General features: G+C 36.3%; 15 protein-coding genes. 13 read left to right on the forward strand and 2 right to left on the reverse strand.

What is annotated here, in order from left to right:
• Positions 1-125 precede the first annotated feature (125 nt).
• The 13 genes from AZF04_RS15610 to AZF04_RS15670 all read left to right on the forward strand — a co-directional run bounded on the left by AZF04_RS15610 (position 126) and on the right by AZF04_RS15670 (position 22,077).
• Entirely contained in the window at positions 126-1,247 is a 1,122-nt protein-coding gene (locus AZF04_RS15610) for a BMP family lipoprotein (RefSeq protein WP_061949529.1), read from the forward strand.
• 236 nt (positions 1,248-1,483) lie between these two features.
• Positions 1,484-3,016 (forward strand): ABC transporter ATP-binding protein, encoded by a 1,533-nt coding sequence (locus tag AZF04_RS15615; protein ID WP_061949530.1) that lies wholly within the window; start codon positions 1,484-1,486, stop codon positions 3,014-3,016.
• Entirely contained in the window at positions 3,013-4,074 is a 1,062-nt protein-coding gene (locus AZF04_RS15620) for an ABC transporter permease (RefSeq protein ID WP_061949531.1), read from the forward strand. The genes AZF04_RS15615 and AZF04_RS15620 overlap by 4 nt, the downstream gene beginning before the upstream one ends.
• Positions 4,075-5,037 (forward strand): ABC transporter permease, encoded by a 963-nt coding sequence (locus AZF04_RS15625; protein ID WP_061949532.1) that lies wholly within the window; start codon positions 4,075-4,077, stop codon positions 5,035-5,037.
• 560 nt (positions 5,038-5,597) lie between these two features.
• The gene (gatC, locus tag AZF04_RS15630; protein WP_045484820.1) at positions 5,598-5,888 is read left to right on the forward strand and encodes an Asp-tRNA(Asn)/Glu-tRNA(Gln) amidotransferase subunit GatC; all 291 of its coding nucleotides are present in this window, start codon (positions 5,598-5,600) and stop codon (positions 5,886-5,888) included.
• Positions 5,889-5,903: 15 nt separating this feature from the next.
• Positions 5,904-7,361: an Asp-tRNA(Asn)/Glu-tRNA(Gln) amidotransferase subunit GatA gene (gene gatA, locus AZF04_RS15635; RefSeq protein WP_045484818.1), complete on the forward strand. Its 1,458-nt coding sequence runs from the start codon at positions 5,904-5,906 to the stop codon at positions 7,359-7,361.
• 15 nt (positions 7,362-7,376) lie between these two features.
• A complete protein-coding gene (gatB, locus tag AZF04_RS15640; RefSeq protein WP_045484816.1) occupies positions 7,377-8,807 on the forward strand; it encodes an Asp-tRNA(Asn)/Glu-tRNA(Gln) amidotransferase subunit GatB in 1,431 nt (476 codons plus the stop codon).
• A 148-nt stretch (positions 8,808-8,955) separates the two neighbouring features.
• Complete coding sequence (locus AZF04_RS15645) at positions 8,956-9,366, forward strand: MarR family winged helix-turn-helix transcriptional regulator (protein ID WP_061949533.1); 411 nt, start codon at positions 8,956-8,958, stop codon at positions 9,364-9,366.
• Positions 9,366-9,701, forward strand: a complete 336-nt coding sequence (locus tag AZF04_RS15650; protein WP_061949534.1) for a DUF3147 family protein — start codon at positions 9,366-9,368, stop codon at positions 9,699-9,701. The genes AZF04_RS15645 and AZF04_RS15650 overlap by 1 nt, the downstream gene beginning before the upstream one ends.
• 138 nt (positions 9,702-9,839) lie before the next feature.
• The gene (locus AZF04_RS15655; RefSeq protein ID WP_061949535.1) at positions 9,840-11,537 is read left to right on the forward strand and encodes a methyl-accepting chemotaxis protein; all 1,698 of its coding nucleotides are present in this window, start codon (positions 9,840-9,842) and stop codon (positions 11,535-11,537) included.
• Positions 11,538-12,426: 889 nt separating this feature from the next.
• A complete protein-coding gene (locus tag AZF04_RS15660) occupies positions 12,427-15,477 on the forward strand; it encodes an ATP-binding protein (protein ID WP_061949536.1) in 3,051 nt (1,016 codons plus the stop codon).
• Positions 15,474-16,556: a response regulator gene (locus AZF04_RS15665; RefSeq protein ID WP_061949537.1), complete on the forward strand. Its 1,083-nt coding sequence runs from the start codon at positions 15,474-15,476 to the stop codon at positions 16,554-16,556. The genes AZF04_RS15660 and AZF04_RS15665 overlap by 4 nt, the downstream gene beginning before the upstream one ends.
• Positions 16,557-16,992: 436 nt before the next feature.
• Positions 16,993-22,077, forward strand: coding sequence for an immunoglobulin-like domain-containing protein (locus tag AZF04_RS15670; protein ID WP_327020398.1), 5,085 nt, complete (start codon positions 16,993-16,995; stop codon positions 22,075-22,077).
• Between the two features lie 48 nt (positions 22,078-22,125).
• Here the strand turns inward: AZF04_RS15670 and AZF04_RS15675 are convergent, their stop codons facing one another.
• A complete protein-coding gene (locus AZF04_RS15675) occupies positions 22,126-23,805 on the reverse strand; it encodes an ABC transporter permease (protein WP_061949539.1) in 1,680 nt (559 codons plus the stop codon).
• A 31-nt stretch (positions 23,806-23,836) separates the two neighbouring features.
• Positions 23,837-24,934, reverse strand: a complete 1,098-nt coding sequence (locus tag AZF04_RS15680; protein WP_061949540.1) for an extracellular solute-binding protein — start codon at positions 24,932-24,934, stop codon at positions 23,837-23,839.
• Positions 24,935-25,030: the final 96 nt, after the last annotated feature.

Here is a 25,030-nt window from a genome sequence, read left to right on the forward strand (position 1 = left end):
GTCAGAATCTGAAAAAATGAATAGAATAAAATCTAGTAATAGTTGTCAAAATAAGCGTAGAACTAAAGGTTTAAAATACGTTATCTGACGTATGAATTTGAATTCATTTTTTGAGGGGGATAATCATGAAGAAATGGTTAAGAAATGCAACATTAGGTTTAGCTGCAGTTGTCGCTCTAACAGCTTGTGGAACATCAGATGATAATGGAGATACTACTGGTGGAGATACAGGTACTACAGATGGTGAGGCAACAGAAGCAAGCGATTTCACAGTTGGGATGGTAACCGACCTTGGTGGTATTGATGATAAATCATTTAACCAAACATCTTGGGAAGGATTAGTCGCTTTTGGTGAAGAATTTGGTCTTGAGCAAAATACAAATTATTCTTACGTTCAATCAGAATCTATGGACGAGTTTGAACCGAACCTTCGTAACCTAGTTCGTAGTGATACGGATCTAGTTTTCGGGATTGGCTTTTTAATGGAAAATGCAATTAGAACGGTTGCTGAACAAAATCCAGATGCACAGCTTGCCATTGTTGATATGGTCGTAATGAACCAAGAAACGGATGAGCTATATGACAATATTGCCAACCTTGTTTTTAAAGAGCATGAAGGTTCTTTTCTAGCAGGAGTTGTAGCAGCTCTTGAAACTGAGAGCAACCAAGTTGGTTTTATCGGTGGAGTTGAGAGTGAGTTAATTAAAAAGTTCGAAGTTGGCTTTAAAGCAGGTGTAAAAGCGGTAAATCCAGATGCAGAAATTGCTGTTCAATATGTAGAGTCTTTTAATGACCAAGTTGCTGCACAGCAAATCGCTAATACAATGTACAGTCAAGGTACAGATATTATTTATCATGCGGCTGGAGATTCTGGAAACGGACTATTTACAGAAGCGAAAAATCGTGCGCGTAATGATGAAAAAGTATGGGCAATCGGAGTGGACAAGGACCAATATGAGGAAGGTGTCTATGATGATGACAAATCTGTAACTTTAACTTCTATGGTTAAGCGTGTGGATATTGCGGTTGCTAATGTTTCTGAAGATACGATGAATGGAAACTTCCCTGGTGGACAGGTTCTTGAATATGGCTTAGATGATGAAGCGATTGGAATTTCTGATTCAACTGAAAATCTTTCAGACGGTGTTGAGGATGAAGTAAATAACTACCGTGACCAAATTTTATCAGGCGATATCACAGTTCCTGCTACAGATGATGAGTACGAAGAATTTTTATCAGGACTATAATAACGAAATATAGAGACAAATTATCGAAGGCTAGTGACTCACTAGCCTTTGTAATTGTTCTGAATGTGCACTCATGAATAGATGAATGCTTCACTAAATTTAGACATTCAGTTTGAACTTACTTAAATGGGGAGTTAATGATAACGGTAGGGATTACGATGAATTGATTGTTCTCCCAATTCATCGTTAGCTCTATAAAAGTGATTTTAGATTTGAGCGGTAAGGAGTGAAAATGGGTGAGCTATGTTATTGAAATGAATCAGATTCGCAAAGAATTTCCAGGGATTGTTGCAAATGATAATATTACATTGCAATTAAAGCAAGGTGAAATTCATGCCTTATTAGGTGAAAACGGCGCCGGAAAGTCGACTTTGATGAATGTACTATTTGGACTTTATCAACCAGAGAAAGGTGAAATAAAAGTTCGTGGTCAGAAAGTGAAAATCACAGATCCAAACGTAGCCAATCGTTTAGGGATCGGAATGGTTCATCAACATTTTATGCTGGTTGAGAATTTTACCGTTACAGAGAACATTATATTAGGAAATGAGCCGACAAAAGCGGGCCGAATTAATATAAAAAAAGCAGCCAAAGAAGTAAAAAAAATCTCAGAGCAATATGGTCTATCTGTCGACCCATATGCCAAGATTGAAGATATTTCCGTAGGGATGCAGCAACGAGTCGAAATTTTAAAAACATTATATAGAGGGGCTGAAGTGTTAATCTTTGATGAACCGACAGCCGTTTTGACTCCACAAGAGATTCAAGAGTTAATAAAAATTATGAAAAAATTAGTTTCTGAAGGAAAGTCGATTATCCTAATTACACATAAATTAAAGGAAATTATGTCTTCGTGTGATAGCTGTACAGTCATTAGGCGTGGAAAAGGAATAGGTACAGTATCTGTCAAAGATGCTAGTGAAGCAAAGCTAGCAGAAATGATGGTTGGTCGTGAAGTAAACTTTACTGTTACAAAAACACCTGCAGAACCAAAAGATGTCGTTTTGAAAATGGAAAATGTTACGATGAAAAGTAGTCGTAATGTTGAGGCATTAAAAGGGTTGGACTTAGAGATTAGAGCTGGGGAAATCTTCGGTCTAGCAGGAGTAGAAGGAAATGGTCAAAGTGAATTGATAGAAGCGATTACGGGATTAAGAAAAGTCGAAAAAGGAAAAGTCTTTTTAAACCAAAAAGAGATTACTAATTTGACCCCGAGAAAAGTTTCGGAGTCTGGTGTGGGGCATATTCCTGAAGATCGCCATAAGCATGGACTGATCTTAGACTTTGCAATCGGTGAAAATATGGTATTACAAACGTATTATCAACAGCCTTATTCTAAAAATGGGATTTTAAATACTCAAGCTATTTATGATAAAGCTCGTACTTTAATTGAAGATTATGATGTTCGTACACCTAGTGAGTATACGTTAGCTCGTTCATTATCAGGAGGAAATCAGCAAAAAGCGATTATCGCTCGTGAGGTTGATCGCTCTCCAGATTTTTTAATTGCTGCTCAACCAACGAGAGGTCTTGATGTAGGAGCGATAGAAGCAATTCATAAGCGTTTAATTAAAGAACGTGATAAAGGAAAAGCGGTATTACTGATGTCACTTGAGCTAGATGAAATATTAAATGTAAGTGATCGAATTGCTGTTATTTATGATGGTAAAATTGTCGATATTGTTCAAGCAGCTGAAACAAACGAGAAAGAGCTAGGACTATTAATGGCTGGAGGCAAGCGACAAAAGGAAGGTGAAAAATCAACATGAACGGAAAAAAAGCACCTTTTGGAAAGCTGACGGGGTGGATGATTCCCGTCATAGCCATCCTATTCGGGGTTATAGTTGGGGCGTTTATTATGCTATTGTCAGGCTACAACCCGATTACAGCTTATATTGCTCTTATGAATGGGATTTTTAGTAATACTTACAATATGGGTGAAACGATTCGTTCGATGACCCCTTTAATTTTAGCTGGACTAGCGGTTGCGTTTGCTTACCGTACTGGTTTATTGAACATAGGGGTAGAGGGCCAATTAATTGTTGGGTGGTTAGCAGCCGTATATGTTGGAGCAGCTGTAGAATTGCCAATGCTTCTTCATTTGCCATTATCGATTTTAGCAGGAGCACTTGCTGGAGCATTATGGGGGTTTGTACCAGGATTATTAAAGGCGCGTTTTAATGTTCATGAAGTAATCGTAACGATTATGATGAACTATATCGCTTTATATGTGGCAAATGCCATTATCCGTGCTTATTTATTAGTACCGGGAGAGCGTACAGATAATATTAATTCTACGGCCTCCCTGCAATCTGACTGGTTGCAGTCCTTAACCGATTATTCTAGGCTTCATTATGGATTTATTGTGGCGATTATAGCATGTATTATCATGTGGTTTATTTTATGGAAAACAACAAAAGGTTATGAACTTAGAGCAGTTGGTTTTAATCAGCATGCTTCGAATTATGCGGGAATGAATGTTAAAGGAAATATGATTTTATCTATGGCGATATCGGGTGGATTTGCCGGTGTAGCAGGAGCGATGGAAGGCTTAGGAACCTATGGATATATGAGTATTTTATCAGGGTTTAGTGGTGTTGGTTTTGATGGAATTGCCGTTGCCTTATTAGGGGCAAATACGGCGATTGGAGTACTATTATCCTCCTTCCTTTTCGGTGGTTTACAAGTTGGAGCATTAACGATGCAACAGCAAGCAGGGGTTCCAACAGAACTGATTGAAATTGTTATTGCCCTTATTATTTTCTTTGTTGCTTCCAGCTATATGATTCGTTGGATTTTGAATCGTATTAAGAAGGAGGGAGTCTAAATGGACTTGATGCAAATTCTTGCACTTGTTGTCCCAGCAGCTATATATGCTGGTGTTCCTCTTGTTCTAACCGGGTTAGGCGGATTATTTAGTGAGCGAGCTGGGATCGTTAATATAGGTTTAGAAGGTTTAATGATTATAGGAGCATTTGTTGGAATTGTTACGACTTTAATGTTAGAAGCCAGTGGTTTAGGCGTTGCTTCAACATGGATTGCTTTGCTTATAGCTGCTATTGTAGGTGCAGTATTCTCTTTATTCCATGCGGTCGCCTCTATTGCCTTTAGAGCCGATCAAATAGTAAGTGGTGTTGCTTTAAATTTCCTTGCTTTAGGAATAACAGTCTTTTTAACAAGATTGATTTTTGATAAAGGTCAAACGGATTATATTCAAAATCGAATTTTCCGATTGGATGTACCTGTACTAAGTGATATTCCTTTAATAGGGCCATTATTTTTCTCAAATGCTTATTTAACCTCTTATATGGCTATTTTATTAGTGCTAGTTGTCTACTATATCGTATTTTATACTCCTTTTGGCCTCAGACTTCGTTCCGTTGGAGAACATCCGATGGCCGCTGATACGATGGGGATTAATGTAAATAAAATGCGTTATATAGCTGTTATGCTGAGTGGGGCGTTTGGAGCACTTGGTGGAGCTGTGTTTGCGGTTACCGTTTCTGGAAATTTTTCTGGTACAACGATTGTTGGGCAAGGGTTTATGGCGTTAGCTGCCTTGATATTTGGTAAATGGAACCCTCTTGGTGTATTAGGAGCAGCCTTATTCTTTGGTTTGGCTCAAGCATTAAGTATCACGGGTGGTCAAATTCCATTATTATCAGAAGTCCCACCAGTATTCTTATTAATAGCACCATATGTATTAACGATTATTGCTTTAATGGGCTTTGTTGGAAAATCGGCTGCTCCAAAAGCAAGTGGTAAACCTTATATAAAAGGTTCAAGATAAAAAATATACAAACAAAACGAAGTTGGATGACAAGATATAGTCATCTAACTTTTTTTTTATAAAATGATAGTAGGATTACCTCTGTTACTCATATTTCTAATAAAGTGAGGGATGTAATGATGTGTAGTGGGTGTATACACAAGCAATGAGATGTGCGACCTTCATTTGATAAAGGGCTGAATGTGAACAACCTCAACGAAATGACATAACCTAGCTGGAGCAAGACACGGAGACTAGCATTGGAACAAGTGTCGATATTGACACTTGTTGAGGGGAAGTTCATTTGGTCGTAATTCTTCGAATCTGGAGTGTCTTAGCGGAGAGAACAGTTGGACCACCTAACATTTGTAGAATTGCTTATTCATGTGTAAGGTATTATTCTATGGGAAGCTTATAGCCGGGTATTAAAACACACATCAGTGGTGAAGATTTTAACTAAAGGTTCATTTTAAACTAAACAAAAGGTATTCTAAAATGCACGCTCTGTTGCCTATAGAGGTGTAATTTGGTATCATTAAAAATATTGTCAAGTGCTCTAATTAGAAGGGGTGAAGCTAGTAATGTCTCAAATTACGAAAGATCAAGTAAAGCATGTGGCACATTTAGCACGACTTGCGATAACGGAAGAAGAAGCTGAAATGTTCACAGAGCAATTGGATAACATCATTTCTTTTGCTGAACAATTGAATGAGCTCGATACAGAGGGAGTAGAACCAACAACACATGTTTTAAACATGACAAATGTATTGCGTGAAGACAAACCTGATAAAGGTTTACCAGTGGAAGAAGTTTTAAAGAATGCACCGGACCATGAAGATGGACAAGTTAGAGTTCCATCTATTTTAGATTAAGGAGGGTAGACTGATATGTCCTTATTTGACTTACCTATGTCGGAGCTTCATAGTAAGCTCCATAATAAAGAATTAAAAGTAACAGATTTAGTTGATGAATCATATAAACGAATTAACCAGGTCGAGGATAAAGTAAAAGCCTTTGTCACATTAGATGAAGAAAAGGCACGTACATATGCAGCGGAGCTCGATGAAGCTTTAGGAACTGACCGCTCTTTTGGGACACTTTTTGGGATGCCTATAGGAGTTAAGGATAATATTGTCACGAAAAATCTTCGAACAACTTGTTCAAGTAAAATTTTAGAAAATTTCAATCCTATTTATGACGGAACTGTTGTTCAAAAGTTAAAAAGTGCAGAAGCAGTAACAATTGGTAAATTAAACATGGATGAATTTGCGATGGGCTCTTCAACAGAGAACTCTAGCTACCAATTGACAAGAAACCCTTGGAATCTTGATTATGTTCCTGGAGGTTCAAGTGGTGGATCAGCAGCAGCTGTTGCCGCTGGAGAAGTTCCATTTTCTTTAGGTTCAGATACAGGTGGTTCGATTCGTCAGCCGGCTGCTTATTGTGGAGTAGTAGGGTTAAAGCCAACTTATGGTCGAGTTTCACGATATGGATTAGTTGCATTTGCCTCATCTCTAGATCAAATCGGACCGATAACGCGAAATGTTGCTGATAACGCCTATTTATTACAAGCTATCTCGGGTAAAGACCCAATGGATTCTACTTCTGCTAACGTCGATGTTCCAAACTTTGCTAGTAAGCTTGAAGAAGGAGTTAAAGGATTAAAAATTGCCGTTCCTCGTGAGTATTTGGGAGATGGAATTGATAAAGAAGTAGCCGATTCCGTACATGAGGCTTTAAAAATCCTTGAAAAAGAAGGAGCAACGTGGGAAGAGGTATCACTACCTCATTCTAAATATGCGTTAGCTACCTATTATTTAATTTCATCATCTGAAGCTTCTGCAAACCTTTCAAGATTTGACGGTGTCCGCTATGGCTATCGTTCAGATGATGCCGATAATTTATTAGAGATGTATAAAAAAACTCGTGCAGAAGGTTTCGGAGATGAAGTGAAGCGACGTATTATGCTTGGAACGTTTGCTTTAAGCTCGGGCTATTATGATGCTTATTATAAAAAAGCCCAAAAAGTAAGAACGTTGATTAAGCAGGACTTTGAAAAAATCTTCGAGGATTTTGATGTAATTTTAGGACCTACAACACCTACTGCGGCTTTTAAAATAGGTCAAAATACAAAGGATCCACTAACAATGTATGCGAATGATATTCTGACAATTCCTGTGAACTTAGCGGGTGTTCCGGGTATTTCCGTACCTTGTGGATTTAAAGATGGTCTTCCACTCGGGCTTCAAATTATCGGAAAGCACTTTGATGAAGCAACCGTTTATCGAGTTGCGAATGCTTATGAAAATGCAACAGACTATTATAAACAAAAGCCAGAACTGTAAGGGGTGAAAGAAGCGATGAATTTTGAAACTGTAATTGGACTCGAGGTCCATGTTGAATTAAAGACTGAATCAAAAATCTTCTCCGCTAGCCCTAATCATTTTGGTTCTGAACCGAACTCAAATACGAGCGTGATTGATTTAGGCTATCCAGGAGTTCTTCCTGTTTTAAATAAAGCAGCTGTTGAATTTGGAATGAAGGCTGCGATGGCTTTAAACTGTCAAGTAGCAACAGATACTAAATTTGACCGAAAAAATTACTTTTATCCAGATAATCCTAAGGCCTACCAAATTTCTCAATTCGATAAGCCAATCGGTGAGCACGGATGGATTGAAATTGAAGTGGATGGAAAGAAAAAGAAAATTGGTATTACTCGTCTTCATTTAGAGGAAGATGCTGGTAAACTTATGCACTCTGGAAACGGTTATTCTTTAGTGGACTTTAACCGACAAGGGACGCCATTAATTGAAATTGTCTCAGAGCCAGATATTAGAACGCCAGAGGAGGCTTATGCTTACCTAGAGAAATTAAAAGCGATTATCCAATTTGCGGGAGTTTCAGATTGTAAAATGGAAGAAGGATCGCTACGTTGTGATGCCAATATTTCTCTTCGTCCAGTAGGACAAGAAAAGTTCGGGACGAAAGCTGAATTGAAAAACTTAAATTCTTTTACCTTTGTTCGTAAAGGTTTAGAATATGAAGAAAAACGTCAAGAGCAAGTACTTTTATCAGGTGGAATCATAGAGCAGGAAACTCGCCGTTTTGATGAATCCACAGGAAAGACGATTTTAATGCGAGTGAAAGAAGGCTCAGACGATTATCGTTATTTCCCAGAGCCTGATTTAGTTGCTCTTCATATTGATGAGGAGTGGAAGGAAAGAGTTCGTGCCTCCATCCCTGAGTTACCTGATGCACGAAAAGCAAGATATGTAGAAGAGCTAGGTTTACCTGCTTATGATGCAATGGTATTGACATTAACGAAAGAAATGTCTGACTTCTTTGAAGAAACGGTATCTAAGGGTGGGGACGCTAAGCTATCTTCCAATTGGTTAATGGGAGAAGTATCTGCTTATTTAAATGCTGAACAGAAAGAGCTTCAGGATGTCGCTCTTACTCCTGAAGGGTTAGCGAAAATGATTCAGCTCATTCAAAAAGGGACGATTTCATCTAAAATTGCTAAAAAGGTCTTTAAAGACTTGATTGAAAAAGGTGGAGACCCTGAGGATATTGTGAAGGAAAAAGGTCTTGTTCAAATCTCTGATGAAGGTGAATTATTAAAGATGGTTACAGAGGTTTTAGACCAAAATCAACAGTCCATTGAAGATTTTAAAAATGGTAAGGATCGTGCAATAGGATTCCTTGTTGGACAAATCATGAAGGCTTCAAAAGGAAAAGCGAATCCTCCTATGGTTAATAAGTTACTATTAGAAGAGATGAAAAAAAGATAAAAAGGTTTTATCATAAGCTACTGCTTCCCTCTGGGATGAAGTAGCTTTTTATTTTTGTAAGAATGTAAGAAAAACTATATCGTAAAATAAGAATATATCGTATAATAAGATATAAAAATAAATGATAGATTTACTAGGAGGAAACAGAATGGATAGGCTCAATCAATTAAACACAAATTGGACAGATATATATTATCATTTACGCTATAGTCATGATGAGAAAATAAGCCATCAAAGTATTCGAATATTACAAGTGATAGAGAAAGAAGATGAAGTAGGTATTAAATTAATTGCTCAATGTTTGCAAGTTTCACAAAATACAGCTTCAGAGCATGTAAAACGACTCATTGAAAAAGAGTATATTTATAAAACGAGGAGCTCAGTAGATGAGAGAAGAGTGATACTTAAACTTACTGCTTTAGGAACAGAGGTCCTACATAGGCATTCAAGATTAGATAAAGAAAAGCTTCAATTGATTTTTGATAAACTTACCGATGCTGAAGCACAAAGTATTTTGCAGGCATTTCAGCTATTAAAGCAAAAGGCTGTAGAGAAGTGATGTTCACTATCATAAAAATTTTAATCTCAGCAATGCTCATTGGAATCATAACGATGGTCGCTAATCGTTATCCAACCTATGGGGGAATTATTGCGGCACTTCCATTAGTGAGTATTTTGAGTATGATTTGGTTGCATGTTGCAGGTGAGCCGTTGCAAGCGATTGGGCAATTTGCGATAGGCGTTTTAAAAGGACTTCCAGCTACGATGGTCATGATGCTAATTATTGGAATAGCTCTTCAATATTCTGTCCCTCTTATATTCTCTTTAATGATAGGGGTTGTAGGATGGGCATTCTTTCTTTTTCTTCAGGATTTGGTATTAGGATTGATTTAGTATGCTAGCAACATTGATTTAATTTCTTCCATTTTTATAGAAGTTTATTAAAAATTAATAGTATTAGATATAAAAATATAAATAAATCTTCCGATATAAATTTGGTCAGCAAAAAATGAGAAGGAAGTGCAATAGAATTTGAAGAGCATTCGACAAAAGTTATTAAGTGTATTTGGAGTAATTTTAGTCTTTTTTTTAGGACTATCGATTTTCATTATTTTTACGTTAGCCATTTCAAATGAAAATATGAATACAATGAAGGAAGCAGATTTTAATAGATTATTATTACAGGAAGATATGTCTTATCATATTACAAATCGATTAGCGTTAGTAAGATCTTACTTACTAGTCGGTGATTTGAGTACCCTAAGCAGAATTAATGAAGCTAATGAAAGTATTGTTCAAATAGAGGCAGCATTAAATGAAATGGGCGAAGATGAAAGAGTTTCAGGAGCAATGCAGAAAGCTCATCAGTGGATGGATATTGTTGAAAATGAAGTATTTCCACTCTACGAAAGGAACGATATGGAAAGTGCTGTTACTTTGCTAAATGAAACCGTAACGCCACTAGCCCAAGAAATTCGTACAGATTTTCAATTACTCTCAGAAGTACAAAGAATTCATATGAATACAACATTAGATGACAATTTTTCATTACTAGAAAGGTTACAGCTTATTGTCATAATAGCTGTTATCGCCATGTCTATAATCTTCATTGTCTTAATTTTATGGTTAGCATCTGCTATTACAAGACCATTAAAACAATTAGTAAAAGAAGCTGATTTAATTGCTAATAGTGACTTAACGAGTGAGGATATTACAATCAAAACGAAGGATGAATTGTTTGTTTTAGGACAATCTTTTAATAAAATGAAGCAGTCGTTAAAGCGCCTAATAACAGAATCAGTGAATGTTTCTGGGAATGTAGCAGCCTCTTCTCAGCAACTATCCGCTAGCTCTGAGGAGACTTCTGCAGCAACTAATCAAATAGCCGAAATTGTACAATCTTTATCTCAAAATGCCGAGAAAAGTGCAACGCTGTCCCAGAATAGTTTGGAATCCTCTGAACAAATGGTTCTAAGTGTGGAGCATATAACAAAAGCAACTCATTCCGTTCAGCATACGTCAAAGGAAATGGAAAACCGTTCGAATGACGGGAGAGAGATGATTCACAAGACCATTGAGCAAATGAACACGATTGATACAACGGTAGAAAGCACCACGAAAACAATGGAAGAATTAGAAAAACAGGCTGAAAAAATCGGGACTATTTTAGATATGATCACCTCAATTTCAGAACAAACCAATTTGTTGTCATTAAATGCAGCCATTGAAGCAGCTCGTGCTGGAGAAAGCGGAAAAGGCTTTGCTGTTGTAGCGAATGAAGTTCGAAAGCTTGCTGAGCAATCTAAACAATCAGTAACAGAAATTGATGACTTACTTTCAGGAATTCAAAATAAAACAACTGAAGCAGTTAGGCAAATGCAACAAGGACAGGAAGAAGTGACAAAAGGAACGGAGCTAATGAGAGACGTTGATCATTCGTTTGGAGAAATCTCTCTTTCGATTTCTCAGGTAAACAAAGAGGTCGAAACCGTAGTAGCCTCTTCTGATAAAATTACGACTCAAACAAAGCATCTCCAAAATCAAATGATCAGTTTAAAGAACTCGGCAAAGGTCACTTTAGAGGAAACAGAGGATGCAGTAGCAAATACCGAAGAACAACTATCTGCTATGGAGGAAGTTGCAGCTTCGGCGCAAATTTTATCTGATCTAGCAATAAACCTAAACGAAGAAATATCGATCTTTAAGGTAACAAAAAAGGGAAGTAAGTAAGCTTATTATTTTAAAAATAGATGGAACAACCAAAACGAAGAACATCACGAAAAAAGGGGATGTTCTTCGTTTGTTTTTTAGAAATCAAGGTGTATTAATGATTGATGATTTCGATCTAGGATAGCGAAGGTTTTTCTTGTAACTAACTCAATATTAATCATATATTTGTTTTTATAATTCTGAATTTTAAACATCTTAACTTTGTTTTATTATTGAGTCCATTTCAAAATGGTCTTAAAAGTGAATGGTAGCTGGTGAGTGATTCCCAAAGGATGAGCGCCGTGTGAAGATCCACTCTGACGACGCTCTGCATAGTCAGAGTTAGCTGAAGACAAGTCCTTGGGAAAGCATCTACCTAAAGTGGAAATCAAAACCTAATCGCTCGATTTTCATTATAAAGATGTATTGAATGCTTGCGAAATCACACATTGATTGAAACGGTAGGTAGTGACTCCCAAAGGAAGAGCGCAGTGTGAAGATCCACTCTGACGACGCTCTGCATAGTCAGAGTTAGCTGAAGACAAGCCCTTGGGAAAGCATCTACCTAAAGTGAAAATCAAAACCTAACCGCTCGATTTCCATTATAAAGATGTATTGAATGCTTGCGAAATCACTTATTGATTGAAACGGTAGGTAGTGACTCCAAAAGGAAGAGCGCAGTGTGAAGATCCACTCTGACGAAGCTCAGCGTAGTCAGAGTTAGCTGAGGACAAGCCCTTGGGAAAGCATCTACCTAAAGTGAAAAGCAAAACCTAACCGCTCCGTCTTCATTAAAAAATGTTAATGATGAAATGGATTCATTTTAAAAATAACAAAAATGTTCTATGAACTTTCAAGAATACTGCTATAATTCTAACTATATAAGGGGAAAGTGGGAATATAGTCGCCAATGAAGACGAAATTAAGAGGTTATATCATAGGCAGTTTTTTTGTAGGGCTTGTTCTATTAAGTGTCCTAATGTTCAATATATTGAATACAAATGACCAAGAATTACCGAGTGCTGAAGGTGGATACTTAGATTTAACAAAGGTTAGTTGGAATGAGGAAGGAGACAATCTGTTCAAATTAGACGGTGAATGGACGGTTTCTTTTAATCAACTAGTTCAGTCTAATCAGATGGGTAACGAAGCTGATTTTATCACGACCCAAATTCCATCTTTATGGACAAGACAGCATGAAGATGTTGATAAATTTACTAGTGCTACCTATCGGCTCTTGTTAAAGCTGCCTGAGGATGTTCAGCATTTTGCGATCAAAACGAACAATATACGAATGTCAAATTCATTGTATATGGATGGAGAAAAAATAGGGCATAGTGGTTTACCAAAAGAAGATCACACCTATACCCCTGAAAACACACCGTATGTTGCTACTTTTACAACGGATGGTGGAGAAGTAGAATTATTATTGCATGTTGCTAACTTTGATTATGCAACAGGTGGCGGTATATTAAACTCACTGTATATTGGCGATATAGAAAGCATTTATAAGCTGAGAGAGCAATCTCTATTTTATGATTATGTAACCATTTCAGCCTTTTTAATTATCGGGCTCTTTTTTCTAGGATTCTATTTACATTTGAGGAAGCAAAGTAGCTTATTATATTTTTCTTTACTTTGTTTTAGCTTTGTCTTATTTTTTGCGACACATGGTGAGAAGGTTTTGTATGAATACTTTCCAAACATCTCTTATGCTTGGTTTCAGAGACTGCAGCACTCTTCTAATATTGTTGCCATTTTTCAATTACTCTTTTTTCAAAGACTGTTATCAGAGTATGCCATAAAAAGAATGGGACAATGGCTCTTATATATAGGAATACTATTATCATTACTCATATTTTTACCGACTACTATTAATTCTATTTTCCAAAATGTACACGGAGCCTTTTTTTGTTTAGTTGTCGTCTATTTATTATTTATTCAAGTGAGAGCTATTGCCAATCGTACGACTGGTTCTACTTATTTATTATTTGGTTCTATCACTCTTCTTTTCTATTTTATCGTGGCATCAGGAGAGATTATTGGCTATTCGCTCTTTAACTGGGCGCCACCATTTCTTCCTTTTATTTATTTGTTAACACTTGCTCTCTTTCTGGCACATCGATTAACAGATGCTTACCGAAGAAATGAAGAATTAACCCAAAAATTAGTAGAAGTAGATAAATTAAAGGATGAGTTTTTAGCAAAAACCTCCCATGAATTTCGTACACCACTTTATGGCATGACGGCGATTTTACAAACTATGCTTTCAGATCAAGAGGGTAAGATGTTAACTCTTCATCAAAAGGAAAAAATTAATACCGTTATGGCGAAAGTGAAGAGACTTTCAAGCTTAGTAAACGATATTTTAGATTTAACGAAATTAAAGCGTCGTGAACTTAATTTACATCTTGAAGAAGTTGATGTCTTTACGAATACGTATGTTATTTCTGAGGTGTTTTCATATCTTTATGAAAACATTGAAATAGAAGTATTGATTCAAAGGGGATTACCTTATATTAAGGCCGATGAAAATCGTTTAAGACAGGTTCTTTATAATTTAATAGACAATGCAATGAAATATTCAAATTCTGGTAAAGTCCAAATTAACGCTCAAGTTATAAAGGATAAAATGATTATTTCGATTAAGGACAATGGAAAAGGAATTGAAGAAGATAGATTGCAAAGAATTTTCGATAACTACGAATATGATCATGATGAAAAAGTGGCTGGTTTAGGGTTAGGGCTTAGTATTTCCAAGGAGCTAGTAGAGCTGCAGGGAGGTAGAATTTGGGTTGATTCTCAAGTTGGAGTTGGCTCCACCTTTTATTTTAGCTTGCCTGTAGTAGCCGAAAAACCGGAAAATCAGTCGCTGTTTAAAATACAACGAAAAGTGGAGGTTAAGGAACGAGCTCCATTGATATTTCCTTATCGTGTAGGTGATCCTAAGGATAAGAAAGTGATTATTGCAGATGACAATCATTCCAACATTAAATTACTGGTAGATAGTTTGAAAGGTGAAGGCTACTATATTATTGCGGTCGATAACGGAAAAGATGCCTTACAACAGGTTTCTGAGAATCCCGATACGGATTTAGTCGTACTAGATATTATGATGCCAAATATAAGTGGTTATGAGGTCTGTAAAAAAATTAGAGAAAGATATAATATGACAGAGCTTCCTGTATTAATGCTAACAGCCGCTATTTTAGCAGATGACATTGTCGCAGCCTTTCAATCGGGCGCTAATGATTTTCTTCATAAACCGATAGATATTTCAGAGCTAAAAACGAGAATTAAAAATTTGCTACTAATGAAAGAAACCTCGAAGAATGCTTTAAATATGGAGGTCGCTTTTTTACAGGCCCAGATAAAACCACATTTTATTTATAATGTGCTTAACTCGATAATGTCATTGAGCTATATTGATATGGAAAAAACAAGGAAATTGATTACTAATTTCGCTCAATTTTTAAGAGGAAGCTTTGTTTTTATGAATACAGACAAATGGATTCCTATTCAACAAGAGCTATCACTTGTAAATGCTTATATAGAAATTGAAAAAGCAAGATATCCGGACCAATTTGATTTTGAAATGAAGCTTGAAGAAGGGATATCTGGATTCATTCCACCGTTGTTAATCCAGCCAATTGTAGAAAATGCGATTAGACACGGAATAGGAAATAAAAAGGGTCAAGGTAAAATACAATTGATCATTCAAACGACAAAAGACTCTATTCATATTGATATAAACGATAATGGTGTAGGAATGAGTAAAGAGAGGTTGAGGGAAATAGAATCACTTAAGCATCATAAAAGCAGTGGTGTTGGCTTAGCGAACACCTTTAAAAGGGTAAAGCAATATCCTGAAGCTACTATTTCAATTAAAAGCACTGAAAATAAAGGAACATCCGTTAACATGACATTACCAAATTTTAAGCGATTGGAAGAATTCAGATGATCAGAGTGATATTAATTGATGATGAGATATTAGCGATAAGCTTATTAGAGAATCTTTTAAATCAAATGAATGCTGTCCACATTGTTGGAAAATTTACAGATGGTGAAGAGGCAGTGATGGCCGTAAATGAGCTTAAACCGGATCTAATATTTCTAGATATTGAAATGCAGGGTAAAAATGGAATACAAATAGCAGAATCATTAAAATCGCAAGAACAACTAGATATTGTTTTTGTGACGGCATATGATCAATATGCTCTAGAAGCATTTCAGGTTCATGCAGTCGATTATTTATTAAAGCCGATTGATCAAAAGAGATTAGAGGAAACGGTATTAAGGATTTCAAGTAGAAAACAAGGACATTCAAAAGCTCAGAAAAAGAAGCCTTTTAAAGCTCAGTTTCTTGGTCATTTTATTTTATATAATAAGGACGGTCTTTCTATAAAATGGAGAACAAAAAAAGTAAAAGAATTATGTGCTTATTTATTACATCAAAATAAAGCGGTGCATAAAGATCAAATTATGGACGCTTTATGGCCCGACTCTTCCTTTGAGAAAGCAAAAGGACTTCTTCACACTAGTATGTATCAGCTTCGAAAAGAATTAAAAAATCAAGGCTTTGAAGAAGTGATTGAATTTGTCGATGAGCGATATCGCCTTCATTTAGACTATGAAAGTGATTTTAAGAGAATGACTCAATTGGAGCAAGAGCTGAATGAGCATTATATTCAGAAACTACTAGACATTTACAAAGGTGATTATTTAGCTGAAGATGATTATGAGTGGTCTGCTTCCTTACGTTATGAAATAAGAGCCAACTATATAAAAAGGTTAACAAATATCATTGAGCAAGGAAAATTAGAAAATAATATGAAGGAAAAGGTGTTATTAAAGCTCATCGAGCTAGAGCCCTATGAAGAGCAATTTAGGCAGATGCTTTTGCATTGGTATATAGAGCAAAATCAAACAGAAGAAGCAATTCATCACTATAAGCAATATGAGGATTATATTTGGAGTGAGCTAAAGGAAAAACCACAGGAAAATACAAAAAAAATGATTCGACCCTTTCGACCAGAATAAATCTATTAGTTGTATTGAGGCTGTGACAAGAGCTGTTTTAAACTTGAAATGGACAATAGACCCTCCTTCTTATCAAGAAGGAGGGTCTATTGAATTTGTAGGTTCTCAATTTAAATAGGTAATCTAGTGGTCAATAAAGAGTCCATGCCGAAATCCGCTTTTTAATTAAAGTTAGTTTTGCAGAGTCCCACCCGATGCGGGTTGTCTTGGGGGCGCAAACAGCCGGAGCAACTAAAACTATTGATTCCTGTTCATACATTTGTATCAGCTTTTTTAGGATAAAAAAGAAATAGGTCTTTTTTAACTGTAATAAAGTCGCTTTAAATTTCATTGTTCAGAATTTGTTCAGACTAAAGAACTATTATTAGGTCATACAGATTAAATGGAAAATGATCAGGATCTGAAAGAGATTAGTTAGGGAGATGATAGGGTGAAGATGTATGTTCCGCAATCAAAGAAATGGATACATGTAAGCTTGGTAGTACTATTATTACTTCAATTGTTTTTACCAAATACGTTAATCGCTCATGCCAATGATGAGGATACAGAGAATGACTCTTGTTCTTATGGAGGAGCCCGAGCAGAGCTTGGTGGAGAAAATGGAACGGAATTATTTTTAGGTGGAAACTTTATTGAATTAGGAATTAGTAATTGGGGAGATTTTGGTAGTTTAGGAGATAAACCTAATAATTTTAGAGGAACATTGGGAGGGGAGACTTCTCCTGGAAGTGGTTCTAATAAAATTGGAATGAGTGCCGATCATGATGGCTTTTGTAATGGCCGTGATTTACCGGTCGATTATTATTTGCCAGGTACCCCTGAAGAGAGGTTTGCCGTAGGCTATCAGATTGGTTCAGCGACAAAAAGTAATACAAATGCTGCGCAAATGAATGATAAAAATATGCCTACAGTTGTAACAAACGAATCGAATACAGAAAAGGGCGAGCTTAAGGCTAAAGCGGTATCTCTTTGGGAAGATGAAATGGAGATTACTCAGCAAATTAGCTTTAAAACCGATGATAAGTTTTATCGCAATGTGGTGACGATTAAGAATATCTCAGAGGAAGATTGGGATGGTGCCCGCTATATGCGATCCTTTGATCCAGATAATTCACAATATCGTGGTGGTCTGTATGATACAGATAATACGGTGACCCATACAGTTGCTGAAGATGGAAAGTCAGTAGTAAAGGCTGAAACATTTAGCGATACTGATCCATTATATCTGGCATTTGGTTCAAGAATTCCGATTTTCTTTTATTCAAATGACTCGAATGTAAAAGCATCTATTTTTGGGTTTAGTAATAAAAATCCATACGCCGCGGCTGCATATGATACGCCTGTTGAAAAAAACCAAACAATACGAGATGATGTCGCGATTACGATTACTTGGGATTCGGGTGTATTAAAGGCAGGAGAAAGTAAATCATTTACGTATTATACAAGCTTGGATGAACGTGATTTTAGTGATGTAGAAGTAGAGATTGTCGTAGACGACATTAAAGAAGATATCGCTGATATTGAAACGATGGATGATGTGCGAGAAGTGAAAGACCGTATTGACGATGAGGATATATTAGAAGACAGTAAGAAAAAGGAATTAAAGTTAGATTTACTTGAAGAAGTAATCGATAAAAGAGTGATCGATATTAGGCATGAAGGAGATATCATAATCATTCGCGATATTATTAATGAAACCGATCTTGATGATGATGATAAGGATGATGCACGTTTAATCTTTATCGAAAGAATTAAAGAGGATTTGGACGAGCTTACGGAAGAAGAGAAAAAAGCGACAGACGAATTAATCGATGATATTGTTGACCCAACTAAGCGAGCAGAAGCAGAGCGACTTATGATGGATGATACCGCTGCGCCTAAGAAGGAACAAATAATCATTAATGCGACAGATGGAACGATTGAAGTGAACGATGTTCCAGAAGGAACAGAGGTTAAAGTTTATAGAGGCGATGAAATCCTTGTTTCTAAGGTTGGAAAAGATGGTACGGTTACTTTTGAAGACCTTGATTTGACAGAAGGAGAAACACTAGACATTACCTTCACTATCGATGGTCACAAAGAAAGTACAAAAACAGCTCAAGAAGCAAAGGTTAGAAGTAAGAGTCCAACAGAAGAAGAGATGGACTTAAATGCTGACAGTAATCAATTAACGATTAAAGATGTCCCTGAGGGAACGATCATTATTGTATATGATGATCAAGGAGAAGAGGTTGCTAGAAAAACGAATACAAAAGATTCGGTATCGGATGTAACGATTACTTTCTATGATAAAAACATTAAAGAGGGACAAGAGCTAACTATTGTCTTTAAAGAAAAAGGAAAACTTGATAGCACAAAAACAAAAGTAGTCGCTAAAAACGATCTGGATGATTTGAAAGAAAGATATTTATCTTCTGATGGAGAAGAATCTGATACCGTTTATAAAGAAGTTGCAGAAGCGGAAGAAGATTTAAACGAGCTTATTAATAAAAAAGCATCTGAGGATGAAATTGAGAAGGCCATTGAGCGCTTAAAGGAGAAGAAGCAGAAATTAAGCGAAGAAACTGGAAAAAATGAGAAAAAACAAGCAATAGAAAAAGCAAAAGAAACCATTTTAGAGTCTGAAAAAGAACAAGAGCATTTTACAAATATAGGCGGTGAAAAAGAAACGCCAGAGTACCAAGAGTTAGGAGAAGCTAAAAAGCAGTTAAAGCAGCTTTTAGAAAAAGAAGATGCTACTGCTGAAGAACTTCTTGATGATACTTTTAAGTTAAAGGAAAAAATAGCTATTATAAAGGTGCTTATCGAAAATAAAGAATCAGAATTGGCCTTAAAAGACCTTCAAGAAGCAAAAGAAGCAGCAGAAAAGGCAGTAAAAGCAGCATTAGATAGCCAAAATGAATTCAAAGAAATAGGTGGAGATGTAAACGAGCCTATTCATCAAGATGTCGAAAAAGTGAAAGAAGAGCTAAAGCAGCTTTTAGAGAATGAAAATGTTACGGCAGATAAGATTAGAAAAAAGACGTTAGAACTAAAAGAAAAAACAGGTTTATTAGAAGTTGAAACGGAAAAGAGAAAAGCAGATTTAGCTCAGCAAGAGTTAGAGGAAGCTAAAAAAGCAGCCGAGGATTCAATAAAAAACGCTTTAGAGAAGCAGAATCGTTATCAACAATTAGGTGGAGATAAGAAGGATTCTTATCATTCTGAGGTTGAAAAAGCGAAACAGGCCTTAGAGGAAATACTTGAGGAAGATCCTTTGGATAAGGAAAAGCTTCAAGAAGCTACTTATGATTTAAAAGAGAAAACAAAGCTTTTAGAAGTAGCTATTAAGGATAAAGAGGAGCAAATTGAATCTGAAGTACTTAAAGCAATTGTTGAGGCAGCAGAGAAAGCAATAAAAGATGCTAATCAAACAAAGGATCGCTTTGTACAAATAGTAGGTGAAAAGGAAAATCCACTTTATTTAGAAACAGAAAGCTTAAGAAATAAGCTACAAAATTTATTAAAGAAACAGCCTTTAAATAAAGATGAAATTTTGAAAACAACTCTACAATTAGAGAAATCGACAGCGCTTCTTGAGATAGCCATCGAGAAAAAGCAGGCTCAACAAGAATTAGAAGAATTAAATAAAGCGAAGCAAGCTGCCGAAGAAGCGTTAACCAATGCAAAAAATACTCAAAAAAGCTATGAAAATGTAGGTGGCAGTAAACAAGAGGCTACTTACTCAAAAATAGAGGATTTAAAGAAAAAACTAGAAGCGTTATTAACAGAAGGTAATAAGACAGAAGAAATCCGTACAATAACAGAACAGCTAAAGAACCAAACAGCACAGCTAGAGAAAACAGTAAATTCTTTAAATAATGATAAGAAAACGGCTGAACTAAGTAATCAAATTGGAAAAGAAGACTCACCAGCTGCTCTGATTGAGATTAAAAAAGAAGTAGATGCCAGTCAATTTTCCGATAAGCAAAAAGAAACGCTTTACCAAAACATTAATACTCGCTTAAAAGAGATTTCATTTGTGGTGAATAATCCTGAATGGTTCGAGGAAATCATCGATGTCATTGGTAAAACCAATCAAAGTGCAGCAAATAAACAAAAAAATTATGTGAATTGGGTTGAAAAAGGTATAGATGACATGGCCCAAAGTGACAAACCAAGTGCTAATGATGTCAGGTTCACTAAAAAGGAAAATCAAGTTTTATGGGAGAGCATTCAGCTAATAACGAATAACAACGAAAAGCAGCGATTAGTTAATTCGTTAGATTTGACTATTGATTATCGAGCGTTAACGATGGCTACAGCATTTAAATTTGCCAAAGGTGATACTTGGGAAAGTATTACTTCAAACTTTTTAGTCTTAAACACAGGAGATTATGGAACAAAAGTATCATGGACTTCTAGTGACCAAAAAGTAATTAATATATCAGGCAATGAAGCTAGCATTGAACGCCAAGTAAGAGATCGTTCTATTCTTGTTACAGCTCTTTTGAAAAAAGGAGATATAGAGCTTGAAAAAACATTCTTACTAGTTGTAAAGAGTGAATTAATGGGCGATAAGGTTATTACGGATAGTAAACGACAAGTTGTAATTGAAGCTAATGGGTTTTCACAAAAACCTTTGGCTATACAAAGAATTCATTTACTCGACCGTGATAATAAAAAGGTTGTTAATAAAATTGATAAATTAATTATTGATAATGAAATGGTTCCAAATGATATTCTTGAGCCATTATCGATTTATTTACCAGATGATACAACAGATTTAGCTGATGAAATAGCGATTGAAATTCCTTTGTCTGTTTTGGAAAAAATTAAAAACTCTTTAACTATTAATACGGATCAAGGCTCTATCAAACTTTCGAAAGAAACGATTGAGCAAATGATTAAAGAAGGTAAAGATTTATTCCTTAGAATTGTTCCAATTCGAGAGGATCAAGAGAGACAAAATGTAAATGATCGATTAAAGAACCACCCACTAGTATTAGAGGAATTGAATGACAAGGAAACCGTTAAAATGATAGGAATTCCTAGGGAAATCGAAACGAACTATAAAGGGTTTGAAACAGAGGTTATTCTTCCTTTAGATGTTAGTGAAATTGATAACCTAGAGAATGTCCGAATTTTCATCGAGCATACTGATGGTGAAAGAAAAGTCATCAAAGGTGAATTCGTACGTGACGAAAATGGTCAAATTACAGGTATTAGTTTTGTTATTAATAAATTTAGTACCTTTACTATTTTTGAAATAACCGATGATACGTCGGAAAATGGTTCAGAACCAACACCAGAGCAGCCATCTGAAGAATCAGGGCAAGGAACTGACAATGAGGAGCAAAATAACGAAAACGAAAATAATCAAGATAATAAAGATCAAAAGACAGAGGATGATAAAGGTGGAGAATCATTACCTAGTACAGCAACATCTAATTATCAAACTCTCTTTATTGGTCTAAGCTTAACTTTATTAGCAGGGATGATTTTTATTCTCTCAAAAAGAAGAAAAGTACACCAACAGTAAATACTATAAAAAACAGCCCCTGACGGTAAAATGTCAGGGGCTGTTTCCTTAATACTTTTTTAACATATATGTTAAAGGAATAATGGATACGACCACGATCACTAGAGCGGCTGGGGCTGCCATATGATAAACAGCTTCACTAGCTTCTACCCATATACGAACAGCTAGTGTATCAAAGCCTGGTGGGCGCAAAAGTAAAGTGGCAGGCAATTCCTTAATACTGCTAACAAATACGAGCGCACCTCCTGCGAGTATGCCAGGGAATATAGATGGAATAATGACTTTAATCATAACCTTCCAAGGTGGGTGACCGAGACTACGTGCTGCTTCGTCAATTCGTGGTGAAAGTAAGCTAAGCGATGCATCTGTTGATTGCATGGCCTGTGGTAAAAAACGAATTACAAAAGCAAAAGCAATTAAATAGAACGTATTATAAAAGGACGGTAAATGATTATTAAATATAAAGATAACTCCTAGAGCCACAATGACACCTGGTAAAGCATAACCAGCATAGCTAATTTTTTCAATGAAATAAGAACTCTTTGAAGGGTATCTGGAGCGTAAATATACAACTGGTAATGCAATAATCATACAAATAATCGCAGCTAAACCTGAAACCTTTACACTATTCCAAGCATATTCAAAAAATCGACTATCTAAAGCTCCTGCCTGAACGCCTTGGATCGACCAATAGATGAGAACACTCAAGGGCAGTAAAACCGAGATAAAGAATATGATTAACACAAATAACATAGCCGGCCATTTCCACTTACCGAGTGATAAAATGTCGGGCTCTTTGTATGTATTACTTGATTGGACATAGGATTGTTTCCTTTTGGTTAATGATTCTAACCATAATATAATAAGAGTCAATCCAATCAAAACAACTGAAAGGACAGTCGCCCCTATATGATCATAGCTACCCATTTGGTAATAAATAGCTGCTGTGAAAGTTGTATAACGCATCATCGCAATTGCACCAAAGTCCGATAACACATATAAGGCGATTAATATAGCGCCAGCACCAATAGCAGGTCGTAGGAAAGGGAGGTTTACTTTCCAAAAGATTCCCGCTGTCGTTAACCCTTGTGAGCGAGCGACTTCTTCATAATTACGATTCATCTTTCGTAAAGAAGCGCTTGCTATTAGAAAAACATAAGGGTAGGTAAACAGTGTTAGGACGAATAAAACTCCAAAAAAAGAATAAATATCAAAGGAGAAATCTCCAAATAATCTCACTAACCAGTCATGCTTCTCCCATTCACGGGCTACCCAGCCACGAGGTCCTAATACGATAATGTAGGTGACCGCTCCAACATATGGTGGGATCACAAGTGGGAGAGCAAGTAACCACTGCCACAGCTTTCCCCCTGGTAGCTTCGTTCGGTTAACAATCCAAGCTAGTGCAACGCCTATGACAACAGCAGCAGCTGTGACAGCTACAGTCAGGCTAATAGTGTTCCAAAGCAACTGTGGGATGCGTGAATCGATTAAAGTCATCCACTTGTCGGATCCAGCAAACAATGACATCCAGACAACATAGAAGATAGGGACAGCCATCACCAAACCCGTCAAAGTAGCAAGAAGAAATAAAATCATTCCAGGCTGGCTCCCAACCTTTCGACCTTGTACAAAACGTCTAAAGAAACGACGAAAAGATGAAGACGGTTTGTCTTCATCTTGGCAAGGTGATGGATTGTTTTTTTGATTTTCTTGCTGTTCACTCATCGCTCACAACTCCTAATCGCCTCTTTAATCATTAAAGGTCTAAATCAAGCCCAGCTTCTTCAATCAAAGCTCGTGTATCTTCCCATACTTTACCTAAATCACGTAAAGGCATATCATGTGTTTTATAATCAGAAATAGTAGCTGCACCTTCAACCGCTTCAATATTTGGATTAATCGGAACTTCTAATGATTCAAATGAAAATTCACGCTGATTCTCTTCTTCTAAAATCCAATCTAAGAAAATATCGGCACTTGCACGGTTAGGACTGTCTTTGACTAAACCAACTCCAGCTGCATTGACGACAGCACCCATTTCATTTTCACCTTGGTCAGGGTAAATAACGCCAACATTATTATCCGTTGGTTCTTGCAACTGTTGGTGATAGTAATAGTTGTTGACTAAACCAAACTTAAACTCTCCTGATCCAACCGCACGACGAATATCACCATGACCCTGCATAATGGCTCCCGCGTTATCTTTAACGGATTCGATCCATTCTTTCGTTTGGTCATCGCCCCATTCATTACGGAGAGCAGAAACATGACCAATCATCGCCCCATTACCACCACGTGTAATCGCAAATTCACCTTCATATTCAGGGTTGATAAGCTCTTCAATCGTTTTAGGCATTTCTTCCTCTGTAATTAAGTCTTTATTATACATTAAAACACGCGTACGAGCAGATAATGCAAACCAAGAATTATCCTCTGCTCGATAGATTTCTTCAATAGATTCTATATTTTCAGGATCGGAACCTTCTAAAATGCCTTCTAAACGTAGGTTTTCGAGAGCACCAATATCATTTGAGATAAAAATATCAGCTTGTACATTATTAGCCTCTCCTTTTAGACGGCTAATGGCATTATCACCTGCATGTAAGGCTTGTACTTCAATGCCTGTTTCCTCAGTAAATTTGTCCAATAATGCATTGACGAAGTTCTCATTACGAGAAGAATATACAACAAGCTCTCCAGATTCATCAGTAGTGACCTCATCCGTTTCTTCTTCAGAGGGTTCGTTTTCTGCATCATCATTCGTATTGGTGTCAGCATCATTACTACCACACGCTGTTAGAACAAGAATAAAACTAAGTAACAAAATGATAAGAAAAGAAAGTTTATTTTTCATTTTTTATGTACCTCCAGTACGTCATAATTGATAATGATTATCATTATCACAAAGAGTTTGGTTATTGTCAATATTTTTCTGACTATTTTTCCACAT

This window comes from Alkalihalobacillus trypoxylicola (assembly GCF_001590785.1).
Taxonomy (GTDB): domain Bacteria; phylum Bacillota; class Bacilli; order Bacillales; family Bacillaceae_D; genus Alkalihalobacillus; species Alkalihalobacillus trypoxylicola.